Source organism: Colwellia sp. MB02u-9 (assembly GCF_014077085.1).
Taxonomy (GTDB): Bacteria; Pseudomonadota; Gammaproteobacteria; order Enterobacterales; family Alteromonadaceae; genus Cognaticolwellia.
Genome location: NZ_JACGVF010000096.1, coordinates 1 through 13,030 on the forward strand (window position 1 = coordinate 1; position 13,030 = coordinate 13,030).

The window sequence follows — 13,030 nt, forward strand, 5'->3', positions numbered from 1 at the left end:
GGCCAAAGCGTGCTTCATCTTGAAACCACACATCTACATTTTTAAGGCTGACATTCCACGGGATCGTACGGATCATTTCCATTTCGAATTTTTTTAAAAGCTTCTTGTACTTCATCTGATTGCTTAGGGTGCCTTGACCGACTCGTTATCCATGAGAAGCCTAGCTGATGTAAAAGCCGATAAATATTATCAACTGAATAGTCGACTTTAAATTCTTGAGTAATATAAGCAACAAGTGTTTGTGCTTTGAGCCTTCCGCCTTTGGGTTTAATACTATTATCATGAATGTACTGGCTTAGTTGGGAGAGCTGTTGTTCATTGAGATTACAAGGTCGTCCAGAGCGAGGTTTTTCTTTTAAACCATCAAGACCTTGTTCATAAAACCTTTTAACCCAGTCATTAACAATACGACGGCTAATATGAAGGTTTCTTGCGGTTTGTGAATTATTAGCCCCTCCTTTTATATGAGAAAGCGCCATCAAACGAACCCGCATTCGCCCATTAGTTTCTTTTGCTATAAGGGATTTAAAATCAATGGATTCAAGTGTGATCATAACTACTGATATTAATGTATGAAAAATAAAACTAATTAGATCACAAATTTAATCAAAATGGTATAAGCAGTACGAAGGTTTGGGGTGGTGAGTACCGACTTAAATGTTCAGGTTAGCAAAAGTCAGTACAAGGTTTAAATTCACGGTTTAATTCCTAATAATAATGCAAATGTAGCGGTAAATTGTCGTAATATAGACAAACTGAGTAACGTAACTATATGGAATTAATTTATGGCTGAATCTAGCAGCTCAAGCGCAACAGAGCAGATAAGTAAAACCTTAGACCCCGTCAACTTACTTAAAGATGAAATTGATCAAGTGGGTCGTATTTACAATATCATTGTTGAGTTTTTCACCAATTACAGTTTTCAATTAATTGGTGCGTTTATCATCTTCATTATTGGTTACATTTTTGCAGGTAAAATAGCGACTGTCGTGCTGAAATTATGTGAGCGACATAAGCTTGATATCACCCTGAGTCGCTTTTTAGCGAACACCAGTAAAATGTTAATTGTAGTGATGATAACCATCATTTCTTTAGGGAAATTAGGCATTAGTGTTACGCCATTTATTGCCGCTATAGGTGCTATTTCATTAGGTGCTGGTTTAGCTCTGCAAGGCTTGCTGGCTAACTATGCGGCCGGCTTTAATATTATTATTATTCGCCCTTTTGTGGTGGGTGATACGATTACGGTGCGTGGTGTTACTGGGCTAGTTAAAGAAGTTTTACTGGCATACACGATTTTGTCAGATGAAGACAATGTTGAAATTACCATTCCGAATAAACATATCGTGGGTGAAATATTACATAATTCAAGCCATGACTCTTTGTTAGAGTTAAGTGTTGGCATTGATTATAGTGAAAACCCGTTAGCGGTGGTGGCGTTGCTTGAAGAGGTGATCGGACAGTTAGAAATTGTCAGTAAAGTCCGTAAGCCTTTGATTGGTATTGATGCTTTTGCTGATAGTGCTATTAACATCGCGGTGCGCTTGTGGACCCCAACAGAAAATTTATACAGTGCTAAATATGAAGCGAATAAAGAAATTTATTTAGCGTTAGATAAAGCCAATATTAAAATTCCATTCCCGCAACGCGATGTTCATCTTATTAAGGATGTAGTGTGATTATGATGCCGTTTATACCGGCTTTATTATGGCGTTAAATAAGGCTAGGCTGGATCGATTTTTGGCACAATATTGTCAGGTTAATCGCAAAAGTGTGCGACTAATATTGGCGCAAAATAGAGTATTGATCAATGATGTAGTCGCTCATGATATTGATGAAATTATTGATACCTTTAGCCATATCACCTTGGACGGTAAAGTGATCCAAGCTAATTGTGCCTATTATATTATGCTGAATAAGCCTGAGGGTGTTGTCAGTGCAACCCGCGATACAAAGCATAAAACAGTGCTTGATTTACTTGACTATCCGTTTAAAAATGAACTGCATATTGTCGGCCGACTTGATCTTAATACTTCTGGTTTGCTGCTAATGACCAATGATAGTCGTTGGTCAGAACGCTTAACTTTGCCTGAGAAAAAAATAACTAAACGTTATATAGTAACCTTGCAAAATAAACTTACCGCCGAATATATAGCCGCTTTTGCCGAAGGTATGTATTTTGCGTTTGAGGACATTATGACTCAGCCTGCAAAATTAACTATTATATCCGACTATCGGGCACAAGTTGAGATTATTGAAGGACGTTACCATCAAATTAAGCGCATGTTTGGTCGTTTTCGTAACCCAGTGATGGCTTTGCACCGATGCTCTATTGGCAATTTGCAACTTGATCAGCACTTAGCTGTTGGGCTAAGCAGAAAGCTAACCGCGCTCGAGGTTAATAATATTAATAAATAAAACGCTCTTTAATGCCTAAATATTAAGGCGGAAAATTACTACAACAATCACAACAAACAATGCAAAAAAACCATAAAAATAAAAATAATAATAAGGAATAAGAATGTTTAAGTATATTATGCTAATTATTGTACTGGCCTTAATCGTCAGCTTCTTTGTACGCAATAATGCTAATCGTGAAGTGGCAAAAGTTAATGCTGTGCTAGCGGCAGAGTTTTTAGAAAATAATAAACAAGTCACCGGTGTGATTGAAACAGCTTCTGGCTTGCAGTATCAGGTATTAACCCCAGGCCAAGGTGACATTCATCCCATGGCAAGCACAAAAGTAAAAGTGCATTATCACGGCACTTTACTTGATGGCACAGTTTTCGACAGTTCAGTTGAAAGAAATGAACCGATTAGTTTTGGCTTAAATCAAGTGATTAAAGGCTGGACAGAAGGTTTACAGCTAATGGTAGTGGGTGAGAAAATCCGTTTATTTATACCGGCAGAGCTAGGTTATGGTAATAGTGCGGCAGGTAAAATTCCGCCCGGATCATTATTGATTTTCGATGTTGAATTACTGGCTATTGAGTAAAACACTTAATTCCCGCCTGATTCAATGACTGATATTAAATAACAAAAACAGTTTTAACAGCTTGTTAAGACTGTTGCCAACGCGATACTAAAATAATGGTTATTGGCTTGAGTTAGTCCTTGCTTAACGCTTAACTTGATAGCATATCTACCAACCACTGCTTGTCATGGCGCTTTATTTTACCTCACTCTTGGTTTTGCTTTGGCTTTTGCTTAAGGTTTTATAGCAAACGCCTACATCTAGCTATACAAACTACTTCATATCAGCGAATGCTGTATTCTCAAATGGCTTACTCTATTCTTCCCTAAAGGCCTCTGCTGAAAGATGGTGGCGATTAAGCAATTTGTAAAATTCAGTGCGATTTCTTTGTGCTATTTTTGCTGCTTGTGAAACATTCCCGGCCGTTATTTTTAATAGTTTGGCAAGGTAATCGCGCTCAAATTTATCTCTGGCTTGGACAAACGACGGTAAAATCGTGGTGTTATCGCGCAGCGCATTCTTTACCAACATTTCGCTGATTAATGGTTCAGTAGACAAGGCGAGTGTTTGCTCAACAACATTTTGTAGTTGTCTGATATTGCCTGGCCAAGTTGCGCTGATCAGCACTTCCATAGCTTCTTGCGAAAAACCAGTAATATTGATGTGTGACTGGTCTGCAGACTGACTTAAAAAATATTGTGCAAGTAATGGGATATCTTCTCGACGTTCAGACAAAGGTGGCAACTCTAACTCAACGACATTGAGTCGGTAATACAAGTCTTCACGAAATGTTTTGTCAATAATGGCTTGCTGTAAATTTTTATGGGTTGCTGAAATAATCCTAACATCAACTTTAATCGCTTGTGTGCTACCCACGGGGCGTATTTCTCGTTCTTGCAAGGTACGTAGTAGTTTTACCTGAAAACTCATGGGCATATCACCAATTTCATCCAAAAAGAGTGTACCGCCATCTGCTGCTTGAAATAAGCCAATATGATTTTTTTCCGCGCCGGTAAATGCGCCTTTGATATGACCAAATAATTCAGACTCTAGCAGCTGCTCAGGAATAGCAGCGCAGTTAATAGCGGTAAATGTTTGTTGGTGTCGAGGGCTTGCCAAATGAATCGCTTTTGCCAACAGCTCTTTGCCTGTGCCACTTTGGCTTTGAATAAGTAAACTAAAATCACTTCTTGCCACTTGCTTACTTTGCTGTAAAAGCGACTCCATAATAGTACTGCGACTAATAATTTTATCACGCCATTGGTTATCAGCCTGACTGTGGTTGAGTTCTGCCGGTTGCAGGCGAATGGCCTGTTGTACTATTTCCAGTAGTTCTTTACTTTCAAAAGGCTTGGTGAGAAAACTAAAAACCCCTTGTTTAGTGGCATTGATTGCATCAGGAATAGTGCCGTGGGCAGTCATGATAATGACCGGAATATGGGGGTGCTTAGCTCTTATTTGTTCAAATAGTGCCATGCCGTCCATGCCTTCCATTTTAAGATCGCTGATCACTAATTGTGGATGAAAACTCTCGAGTCGGCCTAGGGCTATTTTGGCATTTTTTGCTGACTCAACTTCATAGCCTGCTGCAGCCAAACGGATAGCAAGTAGTCGCAGCAAGCTAGGATCGTCATCAACGATTAAAATTTTATTGTCTGTTTTAACGGCAGCTGAATTAAGATTGGTCATGGGTTATTCTCGGTGCTTATCTATGGCTAAAATATGTGGCTAAAACATAGTGCTAAAAATAGAACTTAAATTGATCAACAATCGCTAGTGCACTTAATAGTGCCTTTAACTAGCAATTATTGATCTCTTTTATCAATAGCTTGTTCAATATTTTTTAATTGTTTAATGGTCTGCTCTAATAACTTTACTTGTTCGATTAAGGTTTCTTGCTGTTTTATTGCCTGCTGTCGTTGTGCTTGTTGAAGCTCTTGTTGCTGGGCGATCAAGCGACTTCTCATCAGTAAACATTGATTTAATTGATCGCGCAATAAGGAAATAAAAGCCTGATCGCTTGGGTTGATATTAGCGAGTGCGGCATTTTCATCCTCACTGTTCAATTCATTTAACAATACTTTAGCGTTGAAAACATTGTAAATAGGTGACGTAGGTAGGCTATAAAGTAGCAGGAGTTTTATTTGTGCGTCATAGTGCATCTGGCTGTTTTTTTTTGTTGGTTTTTCAAGTGTTTTTTGTTGCTTACTAACCTCATTGGTTAGTTGTTGTTGGTTAAGTTGTTGCAATATTAGGTAATACTCACCATAACTTGTGCTGCTATTATCGTGTTTGGTCATGAGTTGACAACCAGATAACAGCAGTAACCCTATGCTTAGTACTTTCATTGCGGATGAAAATCGCTGTAAATGAGCCATTAAACGGATTCCTCTTGGCGAAAAGCGCGTGGTAAGGTGATTTTTACTTTAGTCCCTTGTTGGTCACTTTTTGCAGCCAAAAATTCAATATCGCCATTAAGGCGCAGTATGAGTTCTTTAACTATGGTGAGGCCGAGACCACTACCTTTGATTAAATTTTGCTCAGGTGGCGGACCTTGATAAAAAGCATCAAATATTTTGTCTTTATTTCCCTCAGCAATCCCCATGCCTTGATCGCTAATAAAGAGCTGCAAGTGGCCATCTACTAGTGCCGACGAAATATCTATCACACCTTCATCCGGTGAGTATTTTATCGCGTTGGACAAAATATTGTCGATAATAACCGCTACTTGTTTACGGTTACTAAAAAGAGCGATATCACTCAGCTTATTATTAAGGATAAGTTTTTTACGTTTTATAGCTAATTTTTGCTCTGCAATCACTTGATAGACTACCTCATTAATTTGTATCAATTTGGAATCTTGTAAACTGGTTGAGTCGAGGACAATATTGAAATCGAGTAAGTCTTCAATATGCTTTTGTAAGCGAAAGACGCTGTCTTTAATAATGTGAGAAATTTCTTGTTGCTCGGCATTGAGTTCACCAACACTATTATCATATAACAGCTCTGTGCCTTCTCTAATGGCTGCTAGGGGGGTTTTTAATTCATGTGATATATGGCGAATAAAGCTCGATTTTTGTAACTCTAATGCTTGTAAACGTGTACGCATGCTTTCCAGGGCTAGTGCTATTTCTTGAATTTCTGGCGAGCCTGTTACTTTGATCTCATGATCAAAATGCCCTTGTTGTAATTGAAAAATACTCTGGGTAAGCACTTTAAGTGGGCTAGTGATTAAGAAAATAAATACAGTCGCAATAAGTAGGCTAATAGGAATAATAACTAAACTCTGGATCATAATATCGCGAACAGCTTGCGCGGCCTGTTTAATATTTGTGATATGCAAGGTGTTAAGTTCACCACTTCGCTGAGTAATTTGCTCATAAGTCATATTTAGGGCACTAAATTTGACCTGTATTGGCTTGATGATTGTGCTGTCAGTAGGCGATTTTTGTACAGCTTCTGGCATGGTCTGTTCAATCAGTGCTGTAACAGTTTGGGCATATTCAGCGACCAATAGTTGTAATTTTTGGTCTTGGCTTGCCGCAATTAATTGTTGAGCTAAGTGTAATATTTGCTTGCACTGCTCATTATAACTGTTTGCTAAAGCTGGATCTCGCAGTACTAAATATTGCGCAGCACTGCGTTCTAGTTTGATTTGACTACTTTTCAGTAATTGTTGCTGATCCAATATCTCCGTTATTCCGGTAATTGCACTGGCACTTTTTTTAGCAAGCGTATTGACTTGCGAGGCACCAAAAATTAAAGCAATGACCAGAGGTAAAGCGACTAAACCAAAGCCTAATAAGGTTAATGACTTTATTGATAAGCTTTTTATCGACAAATTTCTATTATGCGCTTTACTGGCGAGTGTGGTTGAATTGCTCACAATGTGTGCTTGGGCCTTTTTTCCTTATAAACATTTATATAGTGTTAGCTAAAAACGCAAAAAAAACAATGCTGTCTCAATACGGAGACAATAGTACTGACAGTTTTTTATTTTTTTAAACTACTGTTTTGTATGTGTATTTTATAATTTAGCCAGTGCCATTCACTATATATAAATTATGGTGCAGACAAGTTGTTGCTAATTGGAGACATTGAATAGTTAAGCAGGTTATTTAAATTGATAAAAATCAATGACCTATGTTTTGGCATGAGATGTGCTAAGTATCTATTGTAAATGGCACGGGCCATGGTCGGCATATTTCTTGATGTGCTATTAATTAAAAGGATTCAGATATGAATAATATGAGCTTAAAAAAACTGTCTATCACTGTTGTTGTCGCATCACTGGCATCAAACCTTGCTTTTGCTAACAATGATGTTACTAAAACAACGCTTAAAGTGGCAGAGCCTACAGCCACTTTTTCTCAATTAGTCACAGATTATGATGTCGATAAAAGTAATAGCTTAAGTGCAAATGAATTAGCTAAAAATGAGACATTAACAAAAGTTTTTGTTCAGCTCGATATCAATGGTGATACAGAAATTAATGAAGAAGAATTTAACCAATACCTAGCTAAGATGAAAAAGCATTTATTATAAAAAATAATTTTTGTCTGTTAATAGCTTGTTTTTTCGACTGTGAGTGTTTTATTTAACCAAACAGTCGATCATTTTTACTGACTTTAAGGATTTCCCCACATGAAAAATCAGTCTTCTGAAGATAGTTTGTCCCGTTATGTTAAAATTGATAAATGGATTTTTGAAGTGAAATCAGTACGCGCAATACGCGTTGAGGATTTTGGTAAACCTTACACTGCTGTTGCCAATATTGCCTTAAATGGTGACAGCGCATATATTGATGGTCTGCTGACTCGTGAAGATGATGACTTCACACGTGAAGACTATCAAACCTTTGGGAAAATGAGTCAGCAATTAGGACTTGAAACCGTAAGTTTTGACCGTTTTAAGCAACAACGAAAATCTTCAGATACAGTTAAAGTGCCACCAATAAATTGTGTTAAACCCGAGTTAAAATTAGTTATAGTATAGTTATTGGCACTGATTGCGTCTAGCATGGTGCGTTAACATATATTAAAGGCTGTCTAATGAATTCGGTTAAAGTTAATAATACTTATATTACACCATCTAAAATTATTTGTGTTGGTCGAAATTATGCTCTACATATCAGCGAACTAGGTAATGAAGTTCCTGATGATATGGTGTTATTTATGAAACCTAATTCGGCTATTGGTGAGCAACTTTGCTCTTACCATCAAGAAACCTTGCATTATGAAGCTGAGCTTTGTTTTTTGTATCAAAAAGGTAAATTTTCTGCCCTTGCTATAGGTTTAGATTTGACTAAAAGAGCCTTGCAAACTCAGTTAAAAACTAAAGGCTTGCCATGGGAGCGCGCTAAAGCCTTTACAGGTTCTGCACTATTTAGCGATTTTGTGACGATAGATGTTATTGATGAATGCCTATCGTTAGCACTTTTGATCAATGGTGAATGCCGCCAATCTGCTTCAATAGCGATGATGTTACATTCACCGCAAGCCATATTGGATGAAATTCGTTCTTTTATTACCTTAGAAGACGGCGATATTGTGATGACAGGCACACCTGCCGGTGTCGGTGAAGTGGTATCGGGTGATGTTTTTGAAGGGCGAATACTGCATCAAGATAAGGTCTTAGTGACTAAACAATGGCAAGCAACTTAGCTTGCAACTAATAGATAATATCTCACTGTAATGAGTATGTTATGCTCATTTTATGCGATAATTGAGTAAATTAACTGTTTAAAATTCACTTTATGCAACGTATCACGCTTTATACCATGACTAATTGCCCACATTGCCAGACGGCAAAACGCTACCTTGAAGAAAAAAACATTCCTTTTCGTTTGTGCAATGTAAAGACGCCAGCAGGCCAGAAAGAGTTTGCCAAATTAAACTTACGTGGTGTGCCGGTATTAAAAGTCGGCAATCAAGTTCTTAAAGGCTTTAACGTTAAAAGCTTCAATGAGCTCTATCAAGGTAATTAATCCCCAACAGACCCATACTGAAACCACAAAAAGTACCTTTATTATCGTATTCTTAATCGACATTCTTAATCGACATTGAAAATAATCAAAAACATATCATCACTATGGCTCGCCCATTAGTGATGATGTTATCGAGAAGTTTGGAAAATTTTTTTGAGCATTTCTTCGCCAAAGTGATATTTTTGCTAGTATTAGCGTAGCCGTGTCTCTGTGTGCTACCCAGAAAAAATATTGTTGCAAGTACGAGTTTAACGTCAAAAGTCATAGTTAAACAAAATCACAGTTAAACAAGGTCACAGTCAAACATTGTTGAGCAACTTATGGTCAACTCCTCACTCAAAAAATAGATAAATAACATTAATACCAATCTCACTAATTATCTGATCATTTTTACTGGTTAAAACAACCAACTACTGCGTTATTTATTTAATAATTAGAACAACTAGTTATTAAAATAAATGCCTTATATTTGGTCATTTTCCCTGCGTATAAAGTAGACCACCTAATTAATGAAATTGGTATAAGCTATTGTGACTGCTAGTCTCAAGATTGCGACATTTTTTTGTCTTGTCGTCCCAACCTGAAAATACTGCTCAGTTTTACCTCAATACTGGCCAAGCTTTATATCGAGCAAAATACCAGAATAACAATCAAGTTAAAGTTTTTTAATCCTAAATCATCATTACTACGTATAACTAAATTATTAGTCACTTAGCTATAATTTTTCCTATTATCCAAGTATATTCAAAATATCAACGTTCAAGTATTTATCCATTATGAATAGTTTAAATAGGCTCGCAGAAGCCATAATTTCTGGTCTGCAAGAATACATCAATAAACGCGGCTTTCGCGCATTAATACACTTTGAACTGGAAGGGTGTTATCAAAAGCCAAAAGATAAGCATATAGATTATAGGCAGGTGAATAGAAATTTATTAGCACTGGGTATTGATGGTGAAGTGGTTGCTGAGTATTGGAGTAATCAATGGGAGTATGTGTCGATTTTTAATGGTCAAAGTCCATTAAAAGAGGCACAAAACCTTAGTCGCGCTATTGAAATATTGCCGAAACTGTTCGCTGTTCAAGGCGCGACAAAAACACTTATTAAGCCTGTTATTTGGGCGGGTGACCATGGCAAGTTGGCTGCTGGTTGTGAAAGTATTTTTAGTGGCGATAACCGTGCGGTACATATCCCTAATGCGGTACAAATTAATGTTAGCGTACAAGATGTAAGTGGAAGAAACTTGCTGGTTTCTGGTGATTTTGGTGAATGTTTACAGCAACATTTTTTGCGTACAAGTTTAGCCTGCTGCTTAATTTATTTGCCAGAAGAAGAAGCTTTTGAGCGATTAGTATTAAAATCGAAATATGGCTTAGCGGAAGAGCTTTGCTCCCCTGTTGATATTTCTGGCGGGCATCAAGGCAGTATTGCTTTGTACAGAGATATTGGTAAACACAATCAAAAAATGGGTGTTGAGCCACTATTATATGATGATAAAAACAAGGTCATCGTGAGTCAGAATAATTGGCATAAAACCGCCAGGATTGAACACAGGCTAGGTGCATCGAGTGAGCAGTACAATCCCTATTTGAATGTGATTTTTGCTTTGTTAAATGTTATTGAAGCTATTGATGATATGAAAAATGGTTACCCAGTGCAGAGTGAAACGTATGGCCAATTACCAAGTTCGTTACATGATCAAGCCAACAGTGTTGGAGCTATTACCTTATTTGCCAATAATGATTGGTTTAACCAAAGCATAGACAAAGCGCTCAGCGGCACAGGCAGTTATGGCGAAAAAACAACAGAGTTAAGTATGGGGCAATTATTGCAACATGGTTATTTAAAACAATTTCAACCGCCAAGTATCATTATTTAAAGCATAAGCTTTGAAATACTACGTCGGACTACAAACATATTTAGCGAAGAATTAAATGATAAAACAATTAAATACCCCAACACTTGATGGCAACTCGACAGCAGAAAAGCGACAAGAGTTAACGGCATATTTTAAAAATACTTGGTCGACATATGAGTCATTATTCTCACTGATCAATCATGATCATGCCTATTTTTTAAGGCCAGAACGGTTACGCCACCCGTTAATTTTTTATTTTGGACATACCGCAACTTTTTATATCAATAAGCTGATACTGGGCAAATATATTAAGCAGCGAGTCAACAGTCGTTTAGAAGCTATTTGCGCGGTCGGTGTTGATGAAATGAGTTGGGACGATCTTAATAGCGAACACTATGACTGGCCAAGTGTTGATGAAGTTCGAACTTATCGCCAGCAAGTTTACGATTTAGTACTCGATTTGATTGATAATATGGAGTTGAGTTTACCTATTACGCAAGACTCGTTAGCCTGGATGATATTGATGGGCTGCGAGCACGAACGTATTCACCTTGAAACGTCATCAGTGATTATGCGTATGTTGCCATTAAAGTGGTTAACAAGCCAAGAGCAATGGCAGCCGTGTTTACATTCATCAGTGGCACCTGAAAACCAATTAATACCGGTTAAGTCTCAACACTTGTCGTTAGGAAAAAAAGCAGATGACAAAACCTTTGGCTGGGATAATGAATATGGTCATCAAGACGTCGATGTTGAAAACTTCAGTGCCGCTAAATTTTTAGTATCCAATGATGAATTCATGGCCTTTGTTGTCGCCGGTGGCTATCGCTCAGAGCAGTTTTGGTGCGAAGAAGGACAAGCATGGCTGGAATTTACTCAAGCTGAAATGCCGAGGTTTTGGCGTTATAGCAATGGCGAATATGCTCAGCGTAACTTAACAAGTGAAATGCCTTTGCCATTAGACTGGCCGGTAGAAGTTAATTACTTAGAAGCAAAAGCGTTTTGCCAGTGGCGACAAAAAACGACCACAGGTTTTATTCGTTTACCTACGGAAGCCCAGTGGTATTGTCTTCGTGAGCATGTTGCTGGTGACCAACACCAGTGGCCCGAGGTGCCAGGTAATATTGATTTAGCTTATCAAGCCTCATCATGCCCAGTTAACCGACATCAGCAGGGTGAATTTTTTGATGTTATTGGTAATACTTGGCAGTGGACTGAATCAGCCATTGACGGCTTTGCTGGCTTTAATGTTCACCCTTTATACGACGACTTTTCGACACCGACTTTCGACGGCAAGCATAACTTAATTAAAGGCGGGTCTTGGATCTCTACGGGCAATGAAACTTTAGCCTCTTCACGCTATGCCTTTCGTCGACATTTTTATCAGCATGCAGGCTTTCGCTATGTGGTTAGTGAGCATGCAGAAAAACCACCAGCAGCGGTGAATAAATATGAAACAAGTAAAGATATTTGCCAGCAGCTTGAATGTTATTTCGGCGCTAATGTGCTTGGCCATGAAAATTATGGCCAACAAATAGCACAACAGGTAGAGCGTTTTATCGCCGCTGAAAATATTGCGACTGAGCGTTTACTTAACTTAGGCTGTAGTGTTGGGCGGGTAGCCTTTGAACTGAGTCAATCTTTTCAACATATTGATGCGGTAGACTTCTCTGCGCGCACCATTCAATATGGTGTGCAATTACAAACCGGTGCTAGTGTCCGTTATACCCATACGATTGAAGGAGATATCTGCGAGTATAATGAAATTACCCTAGCGGAAAAGGTCAAACAGGCTAATAGTGAACGGATATTGTTCAGTCAGGCAGACGGTTGTAATCTCAAAGATAGCTTTAAGCACTATGATGTTATTTTGATTCAAAATGCTTTGGAGCAGAGTTACGATCCTAAGCGTTTATTGGCTAATGCCGTAAGCCGTTTAAACCCTTCAGGGTTACTGATTATTATTTCGGATTACCATTATCAGTTACAGACAACAGATAAAGCTAAATGGCTAAGTGGCGTGAAAGTTAATGGCGAAAACTTATCAGGTATTGATGCCTTAACCAGCGAACTCAATGATGAGTTTGACCTTGTAGCGACCAAAGAATTGCCGCGCGTTGTCGCAGACTCTGCGCGTAATTTCAATGTCTCTCACTGTCAGCTCAGTGTTTGGCGAGCAAAATAGCTTGCTTATTTATAGCCGTATTTACA

General features: G+C 38.1%; 13 protein-coding genes. 9 read left to right on the forward strand and 4 right to left on the reverse strand.

Annotated features, from left to right (window positions below):
* Positions 1–41: 41 nt before the first annotated feature.
* Positions 42–554: an IS630 family transposase gene (locus tag H4J65_RS12400; RefSeq protein WP_182198394.1), complete on the reverse strand. Its 513-nt coding sequence runs from the start codon at positions 552–554 to the stop codon at positions 42–44.
* 231 nt (positions 555–785) lie between these two features.
* Between H4J65_RS12400 and H4J65_RS12405 the strand changes: the two genes are divergently transcribed.
* From H4J65_RS12405 to H4J65_RS12415, 3 genes are all read left to right on the forward strand, one after another.
* Complete coding sequence (locus H4J65_RS12405) at positions 786–1,679, forward strand: mechanosensitive ion channel family protein (RefSeq protein ID WP_182198395.1); 894 nt, start codon at positions 786–788, stop codon at positions 1,677–1,679.
* Positions 1,680–1,707: 28 nt separating this feature from the next.
* The gene (locus tag H4J65_RS12410) at positions 1,708–2,418 is read left to right on the forward strand and encodes a pseudouridine synthase (protein WP_182198396.1); all 711 of its coding nucleotides are present in this window, start codon (positions 1,708–1,710) and stop codon (positions 2,416–2,418) included.
* A 103-nt stretch (positions 2,419–2,521) separates the two neighbouring features.
* Positions 2,522–2,995, forward strand: a complete 474-nt coding sequence (locus H4J65_RS12415) for an FKBP-type peptidyl-prolyl cis-trans isomerase (protein ID WP_182198397.1) — start codon at positions 2,522–2,524, stop codon at positions 2,993–2,995.
* 294 nt (positions 2,996–3,289) lie between these two features.
* Here the strand turns inward: H4J65_RS12415 and H4J65_RS12420 are convergent, their stop codons facing one another.
* The 3 genes from H4J65_RS12420 to H4J65_RS18200 all read right to left on the reverse strand — a co-directional run bounded on the left by H4J65_RS12420 (position 3,290) and on the right by H4J65_RS18200 (position 6,860).
* The gene (locus tag H4J65_RS12420) at positions 3,290–4,663 is read right to left on the reverse strand and encodes a sigma 54-interacting transcriptional regulator (protein ID WP_182198398.1); all 1,374 of its coding nucleotides are present in this window, start codon (positions 4,661–4,663) and stop codon (positions 3,290–3,292) included.
* 116 nt (positions 4,664–4,779) lie between these two features.
* A complete protein-coding gene (locus H4J65_RS12425) occupies positions 4,780–5,352 on the reverse strand; it encodes a hypothetical protein (RefSeq protein ID WP_182198399.1) in 573 nt (190 codons plus the stop codon).
* A complete protein-coding gene (locus H4J65_RS18200; RefSeq protein WP_182198400.1) occupies positions 5,352–6,860 on the reverse strand; it encodes a HAMP domain-containing sensor histidine kinase in 1,509 nt (502 codons plus the stop codon). The genes H4J65_RS12425 and H4J65_RS18200 overlap by 1 nt, the downstream gene beginning before the upstream one ends.
* A 353-nt stretch (positions 6,861–7,213) precedes the next feature.
* Between H4J65_RS18200 and H4J65_RS12435 the strand changes: the two genes are divergently transcribed.
* The 6 genes from H4J65_RS12435 to ovoA all read left to right on the forward strand — a co-directional run bounded on the left by H4J65_RS12435 (position 7,214) and on the right by ovoA (position 13,004).
* Positions 7,214–7,519: a hypothetical protein gene (locus H4J65_RS12435; RefSeq protein WP_182185324.1), complete on the forward strand. Its 306-nt coding sequence runs from the start codon at positions 7,214–7,216 to the stop codon at positions 7,517–7,519.
* 99 nt (positions 7,520–7,618) lie between these two features.
* Positions 7,619–7,969 (forward strand): hypothetical protein, encoded by a 351-nt coding sequence (locus H4J65_RS12440; RefSeq protein ID WP_182136066.1) that lies wholly within the window; start codon positions 7,619–7,621, stop codon positions 7,967–7,969.
* Positions 7,970–8,025: 56 nt separating this feature from the next.
* Complete coding sequence (locus H4J65_RS12445; RefSeq protein ID WP_182198401.1) at positions 8,026–8,637, forward strand: fumarylacetoacetate hydrolase family protein; 612 nt, start codon at positions 8,026–8,028, stop codon at positions 8,635–8,637.
* 92 nt (positions 8,638–8,729) lie between these two features.
* Entirely contained in the window at positions 8,730–8,960 is a 231-nt protein-coding gene (locus H4J65_RS12450; protein WP_182198402.1) for a glutaredoxin family protein, read from the forward strand.
* A gap of 776 nt (positions 8,961–9,736) precedes the next feature.
* The gene (locus H4J65_RS12455) at positions 9,737–10,840 is read left to right on the forward strand and encodes a hypothetical protein (protein ID WP_182198403.1); all 1,104 of its coding nucleotides are present in this window, start codon (positions 9,737–9,739) and stop codon (positions 10,838–10,840) included.
* Positions 10,841–10,895: 55 nt separating this feature from the next.
* Positions 10,896–13,004, forward strand: coding sequence for a 5-histidylcysteine sulfoxide synthase (ovoA, locus tag H4J65_RS12460; RefSeq protein WP_182198404.1), 2,109 nt, complete (start codon positions 10,896–10,898; stop codon positions 13,002–13,004).
* Positions 13,005–13,030 lie beyond the last annotated feature (26 nt).

Excerpts from the sequence above, each read along its gene's own strand:
- H4J65_RS12400 (WP_182198394.1), bottom strand. The coding sequence starts at position 554 with ATGATCACACTTGAATCCATTGATTTTAAATCCCTTATAGCAAAAGAA.
- H4J65_RS12405 (WP_182198395.1), top strand. The coding sequence starts at position 786 with ATGGCTGAATCTAGCAGCTCAAGCGCAACAGAGCAGATAAGTAAAACC.
- H4J65_RS12410 (WP_182198396.1), top strand. The coding sequence starts at position 1,708 with ATGGCGTTAAATAAGGCTAGGCTGGATCGATTTTTGGCACAATATTGT.
- H4J65_RS12415 (WP_182198397.1), top strand. The coding sequence starts at position 2,522 with ATGTTTAAGTATATTATGCTAATTATTGTACTGGCCTTAATCGTCAGC.
- H4J65_RS12420 (WP_182198398.1), bottom strand. The coding sequence starts at position 4,663 with ATGACCAATCTTAATTCAGCTGCCGTTAAAACAGACAATAAAATTTTA.
- H4J65_RS12425 (WP_182198399.1), bottom strand. The coding sequence starts at position 5,352 with ATGGCTCATTTACAGCGATTTTCATCCGCAATGAAAGTACTAAGCATA.
- H4J65_RS12435 (WP_182185324.1), top strand. The coding sequence starts at position 7,214 with ATGAATAATATGAGCTTAAAAAAACTGTCTATCACTGTTGTTGTCGCA.
- H4J65_RS12440 (WP_182136066.1), top strand. The coding sequence starts at position 7,619 with ATGAAAAATCAGTCTTCTGAAGATAGTTTGTCCCGTTATGTTAAAATT.
- H4J65_RS12445 (WP_182198401.1), top strand. The coding sequence starts at position 8,026 with ATGAATTCGGTTAAAGTTAATAATACTTATATTACACCATCTAAAATT.
- H4J65_RS12450 (WP_182198402.1), top strand. The coding sequence starts at position 8,730 with ATGCAACGTATCACGCTTTATACCATGACTAATTGCCCACATTGCCAG.
- H4J65_RS12455 (WP_182198403.1), top strand. The coding sequence starts at position 9,737 with ATGAATAGTTTAAATAGGCTCGCAGAAGCCATAATTTCTGGTCTGCAA.
- ovoA (WP_182198404.1), top strand. The coding sequence starts at position 10,896 with ATGATAAAACAATTAAATACCCCAACACTTGATGGCAACTCGACAGCA.